A 19,414-nucleotide genomic window follows, 5' to 3' on the forward strand; every position below is an offset into this window, starting at 1 on the left:
CACGTCCGGCCCACCTTCCTCAGCACTGTCCGGCAGTAACCATGTTCGGCGGTACGGCCTCACCAACTAATTCTCGAAGACGGTTGTTTCATACGAGGGTTACCAATGGGCAAACGGCGAATGCCCTGGTGACCAGTTGTCCACGGTACCCGCAGCGGCGACCGGGTTGACAGCAGCGGGGCCGGTCTGTCAGCCTCGGATCAGGTCATGAGTGCCAGCGTCAAGCCCCGGCTAGCTGGTCGGCAACCCTCCTCCGCGGTGGGGTGCTCCGGGTGACGACCGGGCCGACGCCCGACCGGGCGCGGCAAGCGCGGACTCGATGAAACTCCCCTTTTCGCGGGTCCCTCAGCCGACGGGATGACGTGATGACTGCTGTGTTCGATCAGACCTGTGCCCCCCTCGCCCGGGTCTCCGGAGACGACCTCCATGTCCCCCTGGTACAGGGCGGGACCTGCACGTACGCCAATTTCGACTATGCCGCGAGCGCACCGGCGCTGGCTCAGGTCACCGACCGGGTGCAGCGTTTGCTGCCCTACTACGCCAGCGTGCACCGCGGCGCGGGCTACGCCTCGCGGATCTCCACCGAATGCTATGAGGCCGCCCGTGGTTCGGTCGCCCGCTTTCTCGACGCGACCGACGACCAGGTTGTGGTCTTCACCCGCAACACCACCGACTCGCTGAACCTGTTGGCCGCCTGCGTGCCCGGCGACACCGTGGTGCTCGATGTCGAACATCACGCCAATTTCCTGCCCTGGGAACGGCGTGGGCGGCGGGTGGTGACCGCGGCGGATACGGTCGACGAGACGGTCCGCCGTGTGGTAGCCGAACTCTGTGCGAAACCGGCTGCGCTGCTTGCCATCACCGGCGCCTCCAATGTGACCGGCGAGGTCCTGCCACTGGCGCGGCTGGCCGAGATCGCCCATCAGTGTGGTGCCCGTATCCTCGTCGACGCCGCGCAACTGGCGCCGCACCGTCGAATCAGCCTGCGCGAGTGCGGCATCGACTACCTGGCCTTCTCCGGGCACAAGCTGTACGCGCCGTTCGGTTCCGGAGTGCTCGTCGGCAACCGGGATTGGCTCGACGCGGCGCCGCCGTACCTGGCCGGAGGCGGTGCGGTGCGTGAGGTACGGGTCGACGGCACCGAGTGGGCGCCCGCGCCGCAGCGACACGAGGCCGGATCGCCCAATGTGCTCGGCGTCGCGGCGTTGGCGGCGGCCTGCGATGCGCTGGCCGACATCGACGCCGACCGGGCGATCGCACATGAACGGCTGCTGGCCGAGCGGCTGCGGGACGGTCTGTGTGCCATCCCCGGCGTGCGGTTGCCGCGCATCTGGTCCGACAGCCCCGACACCGTCGGCATCGTCGCCTTCACGCTGGACGGTTTCGCGCCCGGCGAGGTGGCCGCCTATCTGTCCGCCGAACACGGCATCGGCGTGCGCGACGGCCGCTTCTGCGCGCACCCACTGCTGGCTCGTCTCGGGCTCGACGGTGCGCTGCGCGCGAGTATCGGATTGGGCACCAGCTCTACGGACGTGGACCGGCTGATCTCGGCGATCGCCGCGCTTGTCCACGACGGCCCGTCATGGAATTACACCCGCACTGACGGCCTGTGGAATCCGAGCCCGGAAACCAGGCCGTTCACCGGCGTCGATGGTGACGGAGCGACTCCCTGCCTCATCGGCTGACCGCGGAATACCCTGTCATCGCGGCCGGGAGTTCGTCAGTCCTCGTCGAGCGGAGTGGGCCGGTAGTAGCGGCCGTTGTGGTACAGCAACGGCGCCGCCGCCGGCTTCTCCTCCGTGGCGTCGTGCACGCGAGTCACCCGGCCGACGACGAAGGTGTGGTCGCCGATCGGAATGCGCTGTTCGACGGTGGTGCGCAGCCAGATCGGCGTGCCGTGCAGCACCGGCTCGCCGGTATCGAGTGTGGTCCACAGCGATCGGTCGGTGAACCGCTCCGCGGCACTGCGGGCGAAGCGCTGGGCGATGTGGCGCTGATGTTCACCGAGGAAATGGATCACCACCGAATCCGCTTCGCTCATCGCCTCCAGGCTCGACGAGGTGTGCGCGATATTGAACGACACCAGCGGCGGTTCCAGCGATAACGACGCGAACGAGGTCGCGGTGAATCCGACCGGCCCCTTCGGTGAACACAGCGTCACCACCGTCACCCCCGACGGATAGTGGCGCATGGACGCGCGGTACTGCTCCGCGGTGATCCCGCTCAGATCATCGGGCACCCGCAGTCCCGCCTCCGCCCCCGTGGCTGTCGGTTCTGAATGCGCGTCGGTCACTGTGTTGATTTTGCCGCTCCTTCGTCGCGGCGTGTTCGCGGCCCCGGGGAGGCTCGCGTTTCCGCGACCACTGCTTGCCTTCGGCGTACGCAGCGGCCACGGAAACGCGAGCCGGGCCGCGAACCGGGCTCCTCGAGGTCGCCCGTCCAGGCTGTACCTGGTGGTTGCGCAGCGCGGCATCGCGCGGCCCGATCAATCGACGTCGATCGGAAGACCGGCCGTGATACGCACCAGTTCTCGAAATGTGGTGCGGAACACCGCATCCGGATGTCCGCCCGCGGCCCACAGTTCGCGATGGCGGGCCAGGGCGGTGTCGACCCAGGTGGGGATATTGGTGGGATGGCCGACGGGGGCGACGGCGTCGAGGGGATGGCCGGTGACTTCGAGTACGAGATCGTCGGGGGCCGGGGTGAGGGTGCCTTCCATGCGTTCGCCGGTGCGATCGAGGTCGACCTCGTGTTCGCCGGAGACGAGCAGCAGGACCGGATCGTCGTCGAGCAGGAACAGGCGGGCTTCGGCGATGGCGCCGATATCGACGCCGAGGGCTCGGGCGGCAGCGGAGGCCGCGGTGGGGCGATCCTGATGAGTGACGATGACGCCGTGGTGGCCGCGGGCGATCAGGGTGTCCGCAACCCGGCAGGCGACCGGAGGAAGTGACCTGCGCATGAATCCAGGGTAGTGCGAACACCTTCGGGGGCGCCGGTTCAGTGATAACAGGTTCTATCCCACACGGTATCGACGCCGTGATCGGCGTGTATACGCTGTACAGATGACTGAATGGCAGGCTTTCACCGTCGAAACCACCGACCACGTCGCGCAGGTCACCCTGACCGGTCCCGGTAAGGGCAATGCCATGGGCCCGGACTTCTGGCGCGAGCTGCCGGAGATCTTCCGTGCCCTCGATGCCGACCGCGAGGTCCGCGCGATCGTGCTGACCGGCTCCGGTAAGCATTTCTCCTACGGCCTCGATCTGCCGGCCATGAGCGGGACCTTCGGCCCGCTGCTGGCAGATAAGGCGCTTGCCGCCCCGCGCACCGATTTCCTGGACGAGATCCGCACCATGCAGGCCGCGGTCACGGCGGTCGCCGAGTGCCGCAAGCCGGTCATCGCCGCGGTCTCCGGTTGGTGCATCGGTGGTGGTCTCGACCTGATCGCCGCCGTCGACATCCGCTACGCCAGCGCCGACGCCAAGTTCAGCCTGCGTGAGGCGAAGGTGGCCATCGTCGCCGATATCGGTTCGCTGCACCGGCTGCCCGCCATCATCGGCGAGGGCCACCTGCGTGAACTCGCCTACACCGGCAAGGACATCGATGCCGCGCGGGCGGAGAAGATCGGCCTGGTCAACGACGTGTTCGACGATCAGCAGGCGGCACTGGACGCCGCTCATGCCACCGCGCGTGAGATCGCCGCCAACCCGCCGCTGGTGGTGCAGGGCGCCAAGGACGTCCTGCACCAGAAGCACGCCTCCGAGGTGGCCGAGGGCCTGCGTTATGTGTCGGCGTGGAACGCGGCCTTCCTCCCGTCGGAGGACCTCACCGAAGCAATTCAGGCCGTCTTCGAGAAGCGCGCCCCGCAGTTCAAGGGCCGCTGACCGGGCTCGACGGCCCACCGAACAGTCGACAGCTCACCAACGACGAGCGGCACATCATCGAGGCCCCGATTCGGGTTTGCCTCGGTGATGTGCCGCTAGTTGTTTCGGGGGCTGTCGTCGGCTACCTCTCGGCGGCCGGTCAGCGAGCTGTCGGCAGCTCGGCGACGCTCAGTGTCCGCCCTGGTCCTTCAGGCGCTGGATGGACGCCTCCACCTCGGCCTCGGCCTCGGCGCGGCCGACCCACTCCGAACCCTTGACGTACTTACCGGGCTCGAGGTCCTTGTAGCGCTCGAAGAAGTGCTTGATGGCGGCCAGCTCGAACTCCGGGACATCCTTCAGGTCCTGGATGTGATCCCAGCGCGGGTCACCGGCAGGCACGCACAGCACCTTGTCGTCGCCGCCTGCCTCGTCGACCATCTTGTACATGGCGACCGGGCGGGCCTCCACGATGACGCCGGGGAACACCGAATCGGGCAGCAGGATCAGCGCGTCCAGCGGATCACCGTCTTCGCCGAGGGTGTTCTCGATGTAGCCGTAGTCGGCCGGGTACACCATGGAGGTGTAGAGGAAACGGTCGAGCCGGACCCGGCCGGTCTCGTGGTCGACCTCGTACTTGTTACGCGAACCCTTGGGGATCTCGATGGTGACGTCGAACTCCACGCCAACTCCTTCTTCCGGTGCCTCTGGTGTGCTGCGGCTGTCTTGCTCCGGCGGGCCGACGGCCGCCGACGCGCCAGGTCGTTCGGGGGAACGGTAGCCGAACGAGGATAGTCTGGGCCAAGCGGATGTGGCGGGCGTGAGGAGACGGCGGACAACGTGGTGGGTCGAGGCGGTAAGAACATCGGTGGACTGGCCTCGCGGCGACGACGCCGGATGTGGATCGGACTGATCACCACGCTGGTGGTGCTGCTCGCGGTCGGTGCCGGTGTCGTGGTGACGCTGAAGCCGTGGACCGAGGAGTTCCGGCACGGCGGGCTGACCATCGCCGAGCCGCCGGTGCCGGTCCGGCCGTTTCCCCGGGTCGCGCCCGCACCCGATGACGCTCCGGTGCCCAGTTCGGCAGGGCTGGCGGCGGCACTGGCGCCGGTGGTGTCGAACCCGGATCTCGGTGGTTTCGCCGGTTCGGTGACCGACGCCGACACCGGGACGGTGCTGTGGAGCGCCGAAGCGGCCAAGCCGATGGTCCCGTCCTCGACGGCGAAGATCCTGACCACAGCGGCCGCACTGCTGTCGTTGCCCGAGGATCAGCGAATCGACACCATCGTGGTCGCAGGCGCGACGCCGGGCGAGATCGTGCTTGTCGGCGGCGGTGACCCCACGCTCACCGCGCAGCGCGACGGCAAGGGCTACTACCCCAATGGACCGAAACTGTCGGACCTGGTCGCCCAGGTGCGGGCCGCGCAGATCCCCATCGATTCGATCGTGGTCGACACTTCGCTCTACTCGGGCCCGACCATGGCGCAGGGCTGGGACCCCATCGACATCCCCGGCGGTTCCATCGCACCGATCGACCCGCTGATGCTCGACGGCGGCAGGCTCGATCCCCTGGTCGAGTACTCCCCGCGCAGCGGGACTCCCGGGCTCGATGTCGGCCGTCGGCTGGCGGCCGAACTCGGTCTCGATGCCGAACGCGTGCGGCCGGGCACGGCGCCCGCCGGTGCGAAACAGATCGCGAGCGTGTCCTCTGCGCCGCTGGGGGAACGCCTGCACGCCATGATGGTGCACTCCGACAATGTGCTCGCCGAAACCATCGGCCGCGAGATCGCGCAGGCCACCGGTGGTCCCGCCTCGTTCGCGGGTGCGGCGGCGGCGGTGCGGGCAACGCTCGAGCAGGCAGGCTTCGACCTGACCGGCGTGAGCATGCACGACACCAGCGGACTCTCGGTCGACGACCGCATTCCGGCGCAAGTATTGGACCGGATCCTGGCAACCGCGGCGCGCGATCGCGCGATCGCCGAGCAGCCGAAAACCGGGGTCCCGAGTCTGCGGCCGGGTTCGATCGTGCGGCCGGGGGCGTCCCCCGGCAAGCAGGCCGACGACGAACCCGACCTGTCCGCGACCCTCGCACCGCTGCTCGATGATCTTCCTGTCGCGGGTGCTACCGGCTCGCTGACCAGCCGCTATGTTGTTCGCGACCGGGACGGTGCCGGGTGGGTGCGGGCCAAGACCGGAACTCTGTCGGTGGCGAGCACGTTGGTCGGATATGTGCTCGACAGCGATGGGCGGGTACTCACCTTCGCGTTGATGTCGAGTGATCGGCCGCCGGAGGTGAGCAGACCCGCACTGGATGCCATCGCGGCCACACTGCGTAATTGCGGATGTTCCTGACGGGTGGGTGACCTATGACGACCGAACAAAGCCCCGGCGATACCGGACCGGTCGAATCGAGCGGTGGTGGAGTCGACACCGCCGAGAAGACCGGCGCGCGCACCCGCTTGTCCGGTGCCGTCGACTGGCGACTCGCCGCCCGCACCGGCGCCGCCCTCGTCCCGTCCGGGCCGCGGACCAGCAGGTATTCCGCCGAACAGGTGGTCACCGAGCTCGCCGATGCTTCGGTGCGTGCGGAAGCCCCGGTCCGTGAGGTCACCGGGCTGCTCGACGATCAGCCGGTACCGCAGGCGCGCATCGTCGACCGTCCCGGCTGGATCGATGCGGCCGCCGATTCCATGGCTCAGCTCACCGGCACCGGTGTCGACGAGGGTCGTGGTGTGCTGACGGGTAAACCGGCAGGCGTGCAGGCCGGGGCCATGCTGGCGTTCCTGTCCACCGCGATCCTCGGCCAATACGATCCGTTCACCGGCCGCGACGGCACGCTGCTGCTGGTCGCGCCCAACATCATGTCGGTGGAACGTGCGCTCGGCGTGCAGCCGAGCGATTTCCGTTTCTGGGTGTGCCTGCACGAGGTCACCCATCGGGTGCAGTTCTCCTCGGCGCCCTGGCTGGCCGACTACATGCGCACGAATGTGGACGTGCTCGGCGAGGTCGGCGACGAACCGATGGCCGATATGCTCGCCCGGCTCGTCTCCGAGGTCCGCGAACGCCGCCGCAACGGCACGCCCGACGATCCGGCCGCCCGCGGCATGGTCGGCCTGCTGCGCGCCACCCAGCCCGCACCGCAACGCGAGGCGCTGGACCGGCTGCTCATGCTCGGCACGCTGCTCGAGGGCCACGCCGACCATGTCATGGACGCCGTAGGCCCGTCGGTCATCCCGACCGTGGAACAGATCCGCGCCGCCTTCGACCAGCGCCGCAAACGCCCCACCAACCCGGTTCAGCGGCTGCTGCGGGCACTGCTCGGCGTCGACGCGAAGGTCGCCCAGTACGTGCGCGGCAAGGCCTTCGTCGACCACGTCGTCGAGGCCGTCGGCATGCAGCGCTTCAATACCGTCTGGACCGACGCCGAGACGCTGCCGCGTCCGGACGAGATCGAAGACCCGCAGCGATGGATCGCCCGCGTACTGGGATGAGTGAGACCGGGGCCCCCGATGGGCCCGCCGACCGGGCTGAGGACTCGGCGGCCACGACGGGGCCGGCCGACCGGGCCGGAGCCGGTCCTGCTGCGACCGAACCCCACGCCGTGCGCTTGCCCGAGACATCTGCCGTGCTCGAACTGCGTCATGCGGTGCGCGGCTGGCTGGTGCGCCACGACCTCGGATCCGCGGTCGCGGTGGCGTTGTCCGGGGGAGCGGACTCACTGGCCCTGACCGCCGCCGCGGTGGCCGAGGCCGGATCCGTCGACGCGCTGATCGTGGATCACCAACTCCAGCCGGGCTCGGCGGCCGTCGCCGCCACAGCCGCGGCCACGGCGTTGAAGCTGGGCTGCCGGTCGGCGCACGTGCTGCCGGTCGAGGTGGGTCGCGAAGGCGGGATGGAGGCGGCGGCCAGAAAGGCGCGTTATGCGGCGCTGGACGGGGCGCGCGAGGGCCTGCCGGTGCTGCTCGGTCACACTCTCGACGATCAAGCCGAAACGGTGCTGCTCGGGCTGGCCCGCGGCTCGGGCCCGCGCTCGATCCAGGGCATGGCGGCGTACTCCCCGCCGTGGGGCCGGCCGTTGCTCGGTGTGCGGCGAACCGTCACCCGGCAGTTCTGCGCCGACCTCGGGCTCATCCCGCACGAAGATCCACACAACGACTCGCCCGAATTCACCAGGGTCCGGCTGCGTGCGGAGGTCGTGCCGCTGCTCGAGGACGTGCTCGGCGGGGGAGTGGCCGAGGCGCTCGGGCGTACGGCCGAACAGCTCCGCGAAGACAACACGGTGCTCGACGAGCTGGCCCATGACCTGTTGCGGGTCGCGAGTCACGGACCCGGCCACACCGGCGATACCCACGCTCATGACGTGACGCTCTCGTGCGAGACGCTCGCCACTGCCCCCACCGCCCTGCGCCGCCGCGCCATTCGGGCGTGGTTGCTCGACGGTGGTGCGAAAGCACTGACCGGCAAACATTTACAGGCGGTCGACCAGCTGGTTACCGCATGGCGTGGCCAGGGTGGGGTCGCGGTCGGCGGTGGTGAACCGGGGACGAGGTTGGTTGCCGGGCGTGAACATGGCAGGCTGACACTCGCGCATACCGATCGGGTTCGCCCGGGCGAGCGCGAGTGACGGGCCCCGAGGCGACAGCGCGGCGTGACCACGGACGGGCCCTGCCGGAGCACCGCGGATCAACGCAGGGAAGGGAACCAGCGCACGTGTACGGGGACGACATCGCCTCGGTGCTGATCACCGAAGAAGAAATTGCCGACAAGACCAGGGAACTGGCCGAACTGATCGCCAAGCGCTATCCGCCCGACGCCCCCGAGGGCGATCTGCTGCTGATCGGCGTACTCAAGGGCGCGATCTTCTTCATGACCGATCTGGCCAAAGCGCTGCCGATCCCCACCCAGCTCGAATTCATGGCCGTGTCCTCCTACGGTTCGTCCACCTCGTCCTCGGGCGTCGTGCGCATCATGAAGGACCTGGACAAAGACATCGCGGGCCGCAACGTGCTGATCGTCGAGGACATCATCGACTCCGGTCTCACCCTGTCCTGGCTGATGCGCAACCTGTCCACCCGCAACCCGGCCTCGCTCGAGGTGGTCACTCTGCTACGCAAGCCCGACGCGCTACGTACCCAGGTGGAGGTCTCGCACGTCGGTTTCGACATCCCGAACGAATTCGTCGTCGGTTACGGCCTCGACTACGCCGAGCGCTACCGCGACCTGCCCTACATCGGCACCCTGCATCCGAAGGTGTACGGCGGCGAAGCCTGAGCCGAATCGGGCCGCAGGGCATTCTCAGGCTGCCTCGCGCCTGCTCACCGGATCACCCGGCGACACCACCCGCTCCAACGCCCGCAGATCGGCTTCGAGCGCACGGAACACCACGTACGTGCCGACGAAGGCGATGATGCCGCCCACGCACAGCACTCGTACGGCAACGATCACCTCGGCGATATCGGTCGGCGGCAGGAACGTCACCCCGGCAACGGCAAGCAGCGGCACCGACGCGGCCACCGCGAGATAGCCGTTGCAGCGCTTGTCCAGTTTGCGCAGCCACACCGCGTCCTCGGCGCCGACATCACCGTGGCGAAGGAATATCGGGTAGATGCAGCGCACCATGTAGAAGGTCGCCAGGAAGAACGGGTAGGCGACCGCTATAGCGCCGCACACCGTTTGTGAGGTGAGGAAATGCCAGACCCCGCGCGCGGGCAGATCGTCGGCGGTCAGTCGCAGCGCGATCGGGAAGGTCAGCCCGGCCACCACCCATAGCGAGAATGCGACGATGACCGCGTTGTCGCCGAGCCGCAGGGTGTCCTGTCTGGCGCGTCGCAGTGTGTCCGAGTCGAAACGTTTGCCGTGCCGAAGCCCGCTGGTCACCCGCAATATATGGCGGGACAGGTACAGCACGACCGCGATGCCGACCGGGAACAGTACCGAATTGACGATCCCGGTGATGATCACGAAATTGCGCTGCGCCTCCTCCGACAGCCTGCTGACGATGAGCTGATGATTGTGTTCGATGTTGTACAGCGAGGCGAGCGCGTTGGGTACGCCGAGCGCCAGCAGCAGTACCGGAATGATCCACGGCCGCAGCCGCAGCCGCCAGCTGTCCGGCGCGGGGTCGACGAGTTCACGAGCCCTCGGGTCGAGGCAGGTGTCGAATTGCCTGGCAAGCACCGCGCCATTGGGCCAGCGCCGGTCTCTTTCGGGGTCGAGGCAGGTCAGCAGGACTCGGCGCAGCGCAGCGGGGCAGTCCGGTGGCAGCCGCTCCAGCGCCGCATCGTCGACGCCGGTGGTGCGGCGTTCCAGCATCGCCTCGAGGGTGGTGTCGTCACCTTGATCGCCTGCGCCCGCGGTGGTGTCGTCGAACGGTTTGGCCCCCGTCAGCAGCTCCCACAGCAGCACACCGAGGGAGTAGATGTCGGCGCGGGTATCGAGGTCGCCGGCGGTGCGTTCGCGGCCGGGATGGCAGGCCTCGAGTTGTTCGGGCGACATATAGGTCAGTGAGCCGCCGAAGTACGACACCGGGCTGGTGCCTTTCACATTGCGGCTGAAGCTGATGTTGAAGTCGGCGAGCTTGGGCACGCCCTCGGCGGTGAGCAGCACATTGGCCGGTTTGACGTCGCGGTGCAGCACCCCGTGGTCGGCGGCGTAGTCGAGCGCCTCGGCCAGGCGCCTGCCGAGCCAGGCGACCGTCTCCGGCCAGCTCAGGGCGGCGATCTCGGCGCGCACGCTGGAATCGGTCGGCCGGATCTCGCCTTTTTCCTCCATCGCGGTGTCGACCGCGTCGAGCAGCAGCCTGCCGTCGCGCTCGGCGGGCGGGGTCGCGCGGACCCAGCGCAACGCACCGAGCAGCGTGCCGCCCGGCAAGAACTGCATGTACAGGAACCGCAGTCGACGGGACCCGCGGGCGCGACCCGATTCGAGCAGTTGCTGATCGAATACCCGCACGATGTAGTCGTGATCGAGCTGAGCCAGCGTCTGTGGTTCGGTGCCGTGGTCGGCGGAGACCTTCACCGCGACCAGCCGTTGCAGCGAACGCTGCCTGGCCAGGAAGACCCGGGCGAAGGCGCCGGTGCCGAGTCCGGTGAGCAGATCGAAATCGCCGATACTGGTGCCGACCTCGATCCGGTCGAGCGCCTCGTCGGTGCCAGGACCGGTACCGGATCCCGGATCGAGCTGGGTGGCCAGATCGAAGGGCGCGGCGGAGGTGCGGGTGGGGTCGTTGGCCCGGGTGGTTTCGGCGTCGTCCGGCCGCGGCGATGCCGCTCCCGCAATGGATTCCGCTGCGGAAGTGCGATCGGGGGTGATCTCCGGTTCGGCGCTCATGGTCCCAAGGGGTTGCTGGCTGGATGCCGCGAAATGTGCACTGGTCGGCCGACGGGGTTGCCGATAAACTCCGCCACACCCGACGCCTTCGACGGCGACCGGTAATCGGAATGATACGTCCACTCGCAGGGGGTCTCACCCGGTTTCGGCAACGTAGCGTCGGGCTACGAGCTGGTTGAACGCGGCCGGACCCGATGGCGGGCAGGCCACGGTAGGAGGGCAACGATGGGGGCACAAGAGCCCGCGAATACGAACGCGGGCAATGACGCGACCACTCCACCCGGCCCGGTCGTGACGACCGCGGCCCGGGTACGTGAGGGGTCGACGACGCCGATGGCGGAGGTGGACGCGGCACTGGCCAGGATCACTGAAGGCAACGCAGATGTGTACGCATTCGACGTGGTGCGCGAGGAGAAGGCGCGCGCGGAGGCGGCGGAACTTGAACAGCGCGTCGACCTCGACGGGCTGCCGCTGGCCGGTGTTCCGGTGGCGATCAAACACAATGTCGCGGTGACGGGCGAAACCGTCCTGGACGGCTCGGCCGCCACCGATCCGACGCCCGCGACCACCGATCACCCGGTGGTGCGGCGGCTACGCGACGCCGGCGCGGTGGTGGTCGGGCTGACGGCGGTGCCCGAACTGAGCCTGTGGGGCATGACCGACGGGCCGGACGGGATCACCCGCAATCCGTGGAACCCCGAGCGCACTTCGGGCGGTTCGTCGGGCGGTGCCGCTGCGTCGGTCGCGGCGGGGCTGGTTCCGGTCGCGCACGGCAACGACGGCCTCGGTTCGGTCCGTATACCGGCGGCCTGCTGTGGCGTCGTCGGGATCAAACCCGGCCGCGGGGTGGTACCGGCCGAAGTGGGGCCGGATTCCTGGGGCGGGATGACCGAAAACGGCGTCCTGGCAACGACTGTCGCCGACGCCGCGCTCACCCTCTCGGTGCTGGCTGGCAGGCCCGAACTGGCCGACGTCGACGCCCCCGCCGCACTCCGGGTCGCTCTCGCGGTCGACGCGCCCAGTCCGCTGATCAAGGTGGATCGGCATTGGACCGCGGCCGCGCGCACCGCCGGCTCGGCCGCGGCCACCGCCGGTCACGCGGTCGAGACGGCGAAACTGCCTTATGGCGACGCGGTCACCGCGGTGATGCTTCGGTGGCCGATGCTGGCGATCCCGGAGGCCGACGAACTGCCGCATCCGGAACGACTCCAGCGGCGTACCCGCCGTCATCTGGCGCTCGGCAGGTTATTCGTGCGGCTGAATATGGTGCGGCCCGCGCAGGTCGAACGGGTCGAGGCCCGGTTGGTCGAATTCTTCGACAATTACGACGTGGTGATCACGCCCGCGCTGGCTCTGCCGCCGCCGGCAGCGAAGGCTTGGCACGCCAAGGGCTGGCTGACGAACTTCATCAACAGCCCGCGCTATTCACCGTTCACCCCGATGTGGAATCTGGTGGGCTGGCCGGCGATGTCGGTACCGATGGGCTTGCATCCGGAGTCCGGTACGCCGGTGGCAGCGCAGCTGGCAGGCCCGCCGGGCAGCGAATCGACGCTGCTGCGGCTGGCCGCCCAGCTCGAGGCGCTGCACCCGTGGCCGCGGACGACAGCGGACCGGACCTCCGAGCAGGCGTAGCTCAGCGCACATTCCGCCTGACTCGGAGGGCCTGCGTGGTGAAGCTGCGCTGTCTCCTCCGGTCTTGACCTCGTCGGTCAGACCGCGACGGCGGGTTTCGTCGCGAAGCCGCCGTCGGCGGCACGGCCGGCGAATTCGAGGATCGTCGGCCGGTTGTCGTCGGCACGCCAGGCCACCGCCAGCTCGCACGGCGCGAGCCCGGTGACGGGGCGGGCGGTCAGGCCGGGCCAGCGGTACATCGGGACGTTGTTCTCGGCGAGCAGGCAGACGCCGAGTCCGAGGCTCACCGCCTCCAGCTTGTCCTCCGGGGTGGCGGCTTCGGCGCCGATCTTGGGCTGACGTCCGCCACGGCCGTCGTTGCCGAGCCAGAATTCGCGCACCGCGCCGGCCTCGGGCGGTAGCGCGACGAACGGTTCGTCGACCAGGTCGGCGAAGTCGATGGTGTCTTGTACGGCCAGCCGGTGGTTCTCCGGTAGTAGCACCCAGCGGTCTTCGGTGCGTAGCACCTCCCAGCGGTACCGATTCGAATCCGGTAGGGGTAGCCAGACGAGCGCCAGATCGGCCTGGCGGCCTGCCAGGCCGCTGGACGGGTCGGTCCAGGACGCGGAGTGCAGGGCGAGCCGGTGTCCGCTCGCGCTTTCCAGATCGTTGAGGAGTCCGCGGCCGAGGGTGGATTGAATGCCGACGCGCAGCACCTCACCGGCCTCTTGCAGCGAGGAGTTGGTGAGCTCCCACAGTTCCAGGATCTTGCGGGCGCCCTCGAGCAGTTCCTTGCCCGCGACGGTGAGTGCGACGCTGCGCTGATTGCGATCGAACAGGACCACATCGAGCTGGCGTTCCAGCTGGCGGATCTGGCGCGACAGGGTGGGCTGTGCGATGTGCAGCCGCTGGGCGGCGTTGGTGAAATGCAATTCCTCAGCGACAGCGACGAAATACCGCAGGTCGCGCAAATGCGGGTCCATAGCTTATTGCTATCAGAATTGGTCCCGGATTTCTAGCCTAATTAGACCGGAAAGTTCGTAATCGTGGCCCGAAACGGTCAACAGGTTTGTTAGTCACAGCATATGGCCTGTCATGGTGATGCGCACCATCGGATTCGGCGAGGCTTCGGTGAGGATGGTTCGGGTCGGTCGCTACGGCGATCTCCGGTGCGGTGACCAGCGGGGATCCGTTTCGGGAGTGGCCGCGTCGTGGTGTGCGAGTTGGCCGGATTCGGGCCGCGTGTTCGGGCGTCCAGGCGCCTGTCCGGCAGGGCGCCAGCGGCCGGTGATGTTGGTCACAATCAGGTTTGCGCAACGTCGACACGCGCCACAACCGGCGACGCGAAACGGCGCCGAGACCGTCACGAGGACGGCCGCGGCGCCGCGTAGTGCACGCCACAGATCAGGCGTTCCTGGCGCGCTCCTCGTACGCCTTGCGCTGATCGGTGTTCACATCGTCGAGGAAGGTGTTGCTCGATCCGAGCGCCCGCGCCAGCCCATCGGCCCACGACTCCGGCAGCAGATTGACCACCTGTGCGATCGCCCCCGCCACGGCCGTCACCCGGACCTTGGACTTCGGCGCGGCGATCAACCCGGCGATGGCGTCGGCGATCTCCTCCGGCTCGGCCGGACGCAGGATCTTCGGCGTGCTGACCCCGGAACCGAGTTCGGTATTGGTCAGCGTCGGCAGCACCGAGGAGAAGCTGAGACCCGAGCCCCGGTACTCCTCGCGCAGCGTATCGGTGAACCCGAGCACCGCATGCTTGCTGGCGTTATAGGTCGCCAGGCCCGGAATGTGGGTCTCACCGGCCAGCGACGCGATATTGATGACGTGCCCGCTGCGTCGCGGCAGCATGCGCGCCAGTGCCAGCTTCGACCCGAGGATGACGCCGTAGACGTTGATGTCGAGGATGCGGCGGGTCACCTCATCGGGTTCGTCGACCAGCTTGCCGGTCGGCATGATGCCCGCGTTGTTGATCAGCACATCGATCGGCCCGAGCGTGCGCTCGACCTCGTCGAGGAAAGCCTCGAACGAGGCTTGGTCGGTGACGTCCAGGCGGCCGTAGACCTCGAAATCGCGGTGGGTGCCCGACTCCTTGACCGTCGTCTCATCGATGTCGCCGATGGCGATCTTCGCCCCCAGCGCCTGCAGCGCCGTCGCGGTGGCCAAACCGATGCCGCGCGCGCCGCCGGTGATGACGACGACCTTGCCGCGAATCTTCGTCGCGTCTGCCATTTACTTCTCACCCTTCGCATTGCCCTTGAGCCGCAGCAGGGCCGGCACATCGAGCCGGCGCAGACCACGGGCACCCGCCGCCCGCATCGCGCCGAGCGCGAACAGGATCTTGGGCACTTCGTACGGGAACCAGATCAGTTCTTTTTCCTGCGTGGGCAGGATCGGCTTGGTGATCGCCTGTGCCCGGCAGTATTTGCGCACCCCGTTCGGGCCGCCCCAGCGGGCGCCGACGCCGGAGTTGCCCCAGCCGCCCATCGGCAGGGCGAAGCTGAACATGTTGCTGAAGACGTCGTTGATGTTCACCGCGCCCGCCGACAGCTGCCGCGCGACCCGCTCACCACGGTCCTTGTCGCCGGTCCACACCGACGCCGACAGGCCGTAGATGGAGTCGTTGGCCAGCCGGATCGCCTCGGCCTCGTCGGCGACCTTCATCACCGGCAGGGTCGGGCCGAAGGTCTCCTCGGCGACGCACGACATGGAGTGGTCGACATCCACCAGCACCGTCGGCTCGAAGAAGGTGCCGACACCGGTGCGCTTACCGCCGGTGGTCACCTTCGCGCCCGCCGCGACGGCCTCGTCGACGTGGCGCTGCACGATGTTCACCTGGCTCTCGTTGGCCAGCGCGCCCACGTCGTTGTTCGGAGTGCGGTCGTCGAGCCCCTGCCGCAGGGCCGCGACATTCGCGGTCAGTTTGGCGACGAACTCGTCATAGACCGGCGCCTCCACATAGACCCGCTCCACCGAGATACAGACCTGCCCGGCGTTGAACATGCCGCCGAAGGCGATGCCATGCGCGGCCCGATCGATATCGGCGTCGGCCAGCACGATCGCCGGATCCTTGCCACCCAGCTCGAGGCTGTAGGGGATCATCCGCTCGACACAGGCGGCGGCGATCTTGCGGCCGGTGGGGGTCGAGCCGGTGAACTGGATGTAATCGGCGTTGTCCACGACGGCGGCACCCGTCGCACCGGCACCGGTCACCACCGCGAAGACCGGCGGCGCGCCGATCTCGGTCCAGCCGCGCGCCAGCTCGAGCGCCGACAGCGGCGTCACCTCCGACGGTTTGAGGATCACCGCGGCTCCGGCGGCCAGCGCCGGAATCACATCGACCACGGGCATGGCCAGCGGGAAGTTCCACGGTGTGATGACACCGACCACCGGGTACGGCTTGAAGGCGATCGACAGTTTCTTGACCCGGGCCAGCGGGCTGTGCGGGGACGGGCTCTCATCGGCGAGGAACTTCGGCGCGCGACGGGCGTAGTAGCCGGTCAGATCGACCGAGAAGGCCGGGTCGATGAGTGCGTCCACCCGGGGCTTGCCGGTCTCGGACTGCAAGACGTCGGCCAGCTGTTCGGTGTTGTCGATCAGCCAGTCCTGCAGCTTCAGCAACCACTCCTTGCGGCCCTCGGGGCCGATGGCCTCCCACTCCTGCTGGTAGAGCCGCAGTTCGCGGACCTTGGCCGCCACATCGTCGGCCGAAGTATCGGGCACCGTGCCGACGACGTCGCCGGTAGCCGGATTGCGCACCTCGATCACGGCGGGCGAATCGGTGGTCTTCTTGCGCGTTGTCGTTCGTTTCGTCGTGCGGGCGGATTCGGTGTCGCTCACTGTCTTCTCTCCCACTGCGTCGTGGCCTCGGGCTTCGTCGGCGGCTGCTCGCTGTGAATCAGCTCACTGAACTATGATCGTGGCACAATCGCCGACGACATTCTTGGCTCGAAATGTCAACCGATGTGGTCTGGTTTGGACTTTCGATACAAATTCGGTGCGTCGCGCCGACCGCGAGGTGACTGATGACGAATCCGGTGCCGGATGCGCGTCCCGTCCCGGTCGATCAACCCGCAATGCCCGCAGCGGGCGAATCGTCTTCCATGAGCGAGCGGGTCAGGTACTGGCTGGCCGAATTCGTCTACGACATGATGCGGACCGAAACGCTCGATCAGATCGTCGACCGCCTCGATTCCGCGATCGTCGCGCGCATCCCCGAACTCGCCGATCGCGATATGCGCCGCGATCTCGCCGCAAGCACCCGCGCACACGCGCGGGTGGTGCTCAGCGGCCTCACCAGCGACACCATCGACCCGGTGCTACCCGAACAAGCACACGCGTTCGCCAGAACCATCGCCCGCCGCGGCTTCGAACTCAGGCTGCTGCTGCGCACATACAACGTCGGGCTGGCCGCGGTGCTCGATTTCTTCACCGACGCGCTCGATCAGCGGCCGACGCCGTATCCGATCGAACGCGTGGTGATGCTGCGCATGTTCGAACGGGCCACCCAGTGGGTCGGCGCGTCGGTGGAGACCCTGACCGAGACCTATATGGAGGAGCGCGAACGGGTGCTGCGCGCGGCGCTCAACCGCCGCACCGAAACCGTGCGGGCTCTGCTGGCCGGCGATGACATCGACATCGAACAGGCCTCGACCCGGCTCGGCTACCGGCTCAACCAGCAGCACCTCGGCGTGGTGCTCTGGGCCGATGAGCCTGCGGAATCGGGCGGCGACGGGGAAATGAGCGGACTGCTCGACCGGGTGACCGCGCGGCTGGCGGCCGAACTCGGCAGCAACCGCGTGCTCACCGTCGCGTCGGGAGCCAGCAGCATGTGGGCCTGGATCGGGTTGGACGCCCACCAGGGTGCGGCGCCGGATGCGGAGATGGTTGCTCAGGTGGTGGAGGCGCCGGTGCGGATCGCGTTCGGTGTCCCTGGCGATCGGGTGGCGGGTTTCCGGTGCAGCCATGCCGAAGCGATGGCGGCACGACATGTCGCCGAGCGCGGGCCGGTGGATGGGCCGAGGGTGACGGCCTATCGCGACGTGGAGATCGCGTATCTGGCCGGCGTCGACGAGGCGGCCATGCGGGCCATGATCGCGCGGGAACTGCGTGCGCTGGCCCGGCGCGACGCGAACGCGGCCCGATTGCGGGAGACCTTGCGCGCGTATCTGCGCTGTCAGCACAGCCCGGAGGCCGCGGCGAAACTACTGGGCGTGCACAAGAACACCGTCCGCTACCGCATCCAGCGGATCGAGGAACTGCTCGGCCATCCGATCGACCAGCGGGCGCTGCCGCTGCAGACCGCGCTCGCCTGCGTCGCCGCCTACGGTGCGGACGTGCTGCCCGAACCCGGCTGACCGGGCTGCGTCCGGCCCCTTGCTACGCCGGCGCTTCGCGGGCGGCGATCCGGCGCAGCGGAGGTTCGGTGCTCGGTGGCACCCTGCGGTCGGGTAGCTCCGCCAGTAACTGGGTGGTCGCGGCGGCGATCGCGGCGACGGCCTTGTCGACCGCCGGTTTGGTGGTGGAGCTCAGGCCGGTCAATCCACCGACCTTGCGCACGTATTGCAATGCGGCGGCATAGATTTCCTGCTCGGTCGCGGCAGGTTCCAGACCACGCAAGACGGTGATGTTTCTACACATGAATGCACACTAGCCCTCCGGCACCGCCCTCGGCAGGCCAGAAATCGAAGATGTGAAAAACCTTTGAACGCGCTCGGCGAACAGGCCACTGCGCGGGCCTCGCCACCTACACTCGCCCTATGCCTGCCCGCGCCCTACCCACGTTGACAACATTCCCGTACAAGGAGCTCGATCAGCGCGAGGACGACCACTGGTCCGGTGCGCAGATCTCCGATGATCAATTGCGCGCGCTGGCTCTCGGTGCGTTTTATTCGGCCCGCTGGGACGCATTCCACGACGAATTGCTGCTCGGCCCCGAACGTGAGCACCCACTGGGTGATCGCCGCGAATTGGCCATCGATACCCTCACCGGCGCCTGGGGCATCACCGACGGCACCGAGGCGCGCGCGTCGATGGAACAGCTGCTCGACGGCATGCACGCGCCGCTGTACGCGCTGGTGCATCCACTGGTCACCGCCTCGATCAATGCCAGCGAACGCGACCGCTTCGGTGAGCGCGCCGACCGGCATCGCGCCTTTCTGCGTCAGGTCGGCTCGTTCCGTGGCATGGAGAACCCCGAGGCGCTGGTCCGCGACTACGACATCTGGTCACAGGCGATCAAGATCGGTTTCACCGACCATCTGTCCCGGCCGCTGCCCGGCGATATCTACGCCTGGGATCTGGCGCGGGTGGTCGCGGTCGCGCGCATGGCATTCACCGCGGGTTACCTGGAAACCGATATGGCGTGGAGCTATCTGGCCCGCGCGCTACCGCTGGCCCGCAGGCGCTACCGCAACTGGCGCCAATTCGGCGATGCCTACCTGACCGGCTGGACCTACTGGCAGGCCACCGAGGATCTCGCCGTACTCAAGGACGGCGGCGTCGACCGCAGGATGGAACTGCTGCGCCTGTGGACCCGTCCGTCCAGCCCGTGGCGGCGCATCGGCCTGAACTGAAACGGCGGGCCCCGGTTCACCGGAGCCCGCCGC

General features: G+C 68.2%; 17 protein-coding genes and 1 riboswitch. Of the genes, 9 read left to right on the plus strand and 8 right to left on the minus strand.

What is annotated here, in order from left to right; translation table 11 throughout:
• Positions 1-203: 203 nt before the first annotated feature.
• Positions 204-317, plus strand: a riboswitch (SAM riboswitch).
• A 48-nt stretch (positions 318-365) separates the two neighbouring features.
• Positions 366-1,685, plus strand: coding sequence for an aminotransferase class V-fold PLP-dependent enzyme (locus tag ACFXNW_RS03475; protein WP_379415549.1), 1,320 nt, complete (start codon positions 366-368; stop codon positions 1,683-1,685).
• Positions 1,686-1,720: 35 nt separating this feature from the next.
• Here ACFXNW_RS03475 and ACFXNW_RS03480 read toward each other — a convergent pair whose 3' ends face one another.
• Entirely contained in the window at positions 1,721-2,191 is a 471-nt protein-coding gene (locus ACFXNW_RS03480) for a flavin reductase family protein (protein WP_379416277.1), read from the minus strand.
• 294 nt (positions 2,192-2,485) lie between these two features.
• Positions 2,486-2,959 carry a YbaK/EbsC family protein gene (locus ACFXNW_RS03485; RefSeq protein WP_379415551.1) on the minus strand — a complete coding sequence of 158 codons (474 nt, stop codon included), beginning with the start codon at positions 2,957-2,959 and terminating at the stop codon, positions 2,486-2,488.
• A gap of 103 nt (positions 2,960-3,062) precedes the next feature.
• On the opposite strand from ACFXNW_RS03485, the gene ACFXNW_RS03490 reads away from it, so the two are divergent.
• Positions 3,063-3,884 (plus strand): crotonase/enoyl-CoA hydratase family protein, encoded by an 822-nt coding sequence (locus tag ACFXNW_RS03490; protein WP_379415552.1) that lies wholly within the window; start codon positions 3,063-3,065, stop codon positions 3,882-3,884.
• Between the two features lie 168 nt (positions 3,885-4,052).
• Here the strand turns inward: ACFXNW_RS03490 and ACFXNW_RS03495 are convergent, their stop codons facing one another.
• Positions 4,053-4,544 carry an inorganic diphosphatase gene (locus tag ACFXNW_RS03495; RefSeq protein WP_163828050.1) on the minus strand — a complete coding sequence of 164 codons (492 nt, stop codon included), beginning with the start codon at positions 4,542-4,544 and terminating at the stop codon, positions 4,053-4,055.
• 213 nt (positions 4,545-4,757) lie between these two features.
• Between ACFXNW_RS03495 and ACFXNW_RS03500 the strand changes: the two genes are divergently transcribed.
• From ACFXNW_RS03500 to hpt, 4 genes are all read left to right on the plus strand, one after another.
• Positions 4,758-6,212 (plus strand): D-alanyl-D-alanine carboxypeptidase/D-alanyl-D-alanine-endopeptidase, encoded by a 1,455-nt coding sequence (locus tag ACFXNW_RS03500; protein WP_379416278.1) that lies wholly within the window; start codon positions 4,758-4,760, stop codon positions 6,210-6,212.
• 14 nt (positions 6,213-6,226) lie between these two features.
• Entirely contained in the window at positions 6,227-7,351 is a 1,125-nt protein-coding gene (locus ACFXNW_RS03505) for a zinc-dependent metalloprotease (protein WP_379415553.1), read from the plus strand.
• Positions 7,352-7,461: 110 nt separating this feature from the next.
• Positions 7,462-8,484, plus strand: a complete 1,023-nt coding sequence (tilS, locus tag ACFXNW_RS03510; protein WP_379416279.1) for a tRNA lysidine(34) synthetase TilS — start codon at positions 7,462-7,464, stop codon at positions 8,482-8,484.
• 86 nt (positions 8,485-8,570) lie between these two features.
• Complete coding sequence (gene hpt / locus ACFXNW_RS03515; protein WP_379415555.1) at positions 8,571-9,131, plus strand: hypoxanthine phosphoribosyltransferase; 561 nt, start codon at positions 8,571-8,573, stop codon at positions 9,129-9,131.
• A gap of 24 nt (positions 9,132-9,155) precedes the next feature.
• Here hpt and ACFXNW_RS03520 read toward each other — a convergent pair whose 3' ends face one another.
• The gene (locus ACFXNW_RS03520) at positions 9,156-11,189 is read right to left on the minus strand and encodes a serine/threonine-protein kinase (protein WP_379415556.1); all 2,034 of its coding nucleotides are present in this window, start codon (positions 11,187-11,189) and stop codon (positions 9,156-9,158) included.
• 225 nt (positions 11,190-11,414) lie between these two features.
• On the opposite strand from ACFXNW_RS03520, the gene ACFXNW_RS03525 reads away from it, so the two are divergent.
• Positions 11,415-12,821, plus strand: a complete 1,407-nt coding sequence (locus ACFXNW_RS03525) for an amidase family protein (protein ID WP_379415557.1) — start codon at positions 11,415-11,417, stop codon at positions 12,819-12,821.
• A gap of 77 nt (positions 12,822-12,898) precedes the next feature.
• On the opposite strand, the gene ACFXNW_RS03530 is transcribed toward ACFXNW_RS03525, so the two are convergent.
• From ACFXNW_RS03530 to ACFXNW_RS03540, 3 genes are all read right to left on the minus strand, one after another.
• Positions 12,899-13,783 carry a LysR family transcriptional regulator gene (locus ACFXNW_RS03530; RefSeq protein ID WP_379415559.1) on the minus strand — a complete coding sequence of 295 codons (885 nt, stop codon included), beginning with the start codon at positions 13,781-13,783 and terminating at the stop codon, positions 12,899-12,901.
• A 421-nt stretch (positions 13,784-14,204) separates the two neighbouring features.
• Positions 14,205-15,038 (minus strand): SDR family oxidoreductase, encoded by an 834-nt coding sequence (locus ACFXNW_RS03535; protein ID WP_379415560.1) that lies wholly within the window; start codon positions 15,036-15,038, stop codon positions 14,205-14,207.
• Positions 15,039-16,646, minus strand: coding sequence for an aldehyde dehydrogenase family protein (locus ACFXNW_RS03540; RefSeq protein ID WP_379415561.1), 1,608 nt, complete (start codon positions 16,644-16,646; stop codon positions 15,039-15,041).
• Positions 16,647-16,831: 185 nt separating this feature from the next.
• On the opposite strand from ACFXNW_RS03540, the gene ACFXNW_RS03545 reads away from it, so the two are divergent.
• A complete protein-coding gene (locus ACFXNW_RS03545) occupies positions 16,832-18,163 on the plus strand; it encodes a PucR family transcriptional regulator (protein ID WP_379415562.1) in 1,332 nt (443 codons plus the stop codon).
• Between the two features lie 22 nt (positions 18,164-18,185).
• On the opposite strand, the gene ACFXNW_RS03550 is transcribed toward ACFXNW_RS03545, so the two are convergent.
• Positions 18,186-18,446, minus strand: a complete 261-nt coding sequence (locus ACFXNW_RS03550) for a DUF2277 domain-containing protein (protein WP_280233376.1) — start codon at positions 18,444-18,446, stop codon at positions 18,186-18,188.
• A 119-nt stretch (positions 18,447-18,565) separates the two neighbouring features.
• Here ACFXNW_RS03550 and ACFXNW_RS03555 point away from each other — a divergent pair, with 119 nt between their 5' ends.
• Positions 18,566-19,381 carry a DUF1266 domain-containing protein gene (locus ACFXNW_RS03555; RefSeq protein WP_379415564.1) on the plus strand — a complete coding sequence of 272 codons (816 nt, stop codon included), beginning with the start codon at positions 18,566-18,568 and terminating at the stop codon, positions 19,379-19,381.
• Positions 19,382-19,414: the final 33 nt, after the last annotated feature.

The sequence above is a fragment of the Nocardia sp. NPDC059180 genome (genome assembly GCF_042754945.1).
Classification (GTDB): domain Bacteria; phylum Actinomycetota; class Actinomycetes; order Mycobacteriales; family Mycobacteriaceae; genus Nocardia.

Excerpts from the sequence above, each read along its gene's own strand:
- ACFXNW_RS03475 (WP_379415549.1), top strand. The coding sequence starts at position 366 with ATGACTGCTGTGTTCGATCAGACCTGTGCCCCCCTCGCCCGGGTCTCC.
- ACFXNW_RS03480 (WP_379416277.1), bottom strand. The coding sequence starts at position 2,191 with ATGCGCCACTATCCGTCGGGGGTGACGGTGGTGACGCTGTGTTCACCG.
- ACFXNW_RS03485 (WP_379415551.1), bottom strand. The coding sequence starts at position 2,959 with ATGCGCAGGTCACTTCCTCCGGTCGCCTGCCGGGTTGCGGACACCCTG.
- ACFXNW_RS03490 (WP_379415552.1), top strand. The coding sequence starts at position 3,063 with ATGACTGAATGGCAGGCTTTCACCGTCGAAACCACCGACCACGTCGCG.
- ACFXNW_RS03500 (WP_379416278.1), top strand. The coding sequence starts at position 4,758 with ATGTGGATCGGACTGATCACCACGCTGGTGGTGCTGCTCGCGGTCGGT.
- ACFXNW_RS03505 (WP_379415553.1), top strand. The coding sequence starts at position 6,227 with ATGACGACCGAACAAAGCCCCGGCGATACCGGACCGGTCGAATCGAGC.
- ACFXNW_RS03520 (WP_379415556.1), bottom strand. The coding sequence starts at position 11,189 with ATGAGCGCCGAACCGGAGATCACCCCCGATCGCACTTCCGCAGCGGAA.
- ACFXNW_RS03525 (WP_379415557.1), top strand. The coding sequence starts at position 11,415 with ATGGGGGCACAAGAGCCCGCGAATACGAACGCGGGCAATGACGCGACC.
- ACFXNW_RS03530 (WP_379415559.1), bottom strand. The coding sequence starts at position 13,783 with ATGGACCCGCATTTGCGCGACCTGCGGTATTTCGTCGCTGTCGCTGAG.
- ACFXNW_RS03535 (WP_379415560.1), bottom strand. The coding sequence starts at position 15,038 with ATGGCAGACGCGACGAAGATTCGCGGCAAGGTCGTCGTCATCACCGGC.
- ACFXNW_RS03545 (WP_379415562.1), top strand. The coding sequence starts at position 16,832 with ATGACGAATCCGGTGCCGGATGCGCGTCCCGTCCCGGTCGATCAACCC.
- ACFXNW_RS03550 (WP_280233376.1), bottom strand. The coding sequence starts at position 18,446 with ATGTGTAGAAACATCACCGTCTTGCGTGGTCTGGAACCTGCCGCGACC.
- ACFXNW_RS03555 (WP_379415564.1), top strand. The coding sequence starts at position 18,566 with ATGCCTGCCCGCGCCCTACCCACGTTGACAACATTCCCGTACAAGGAG.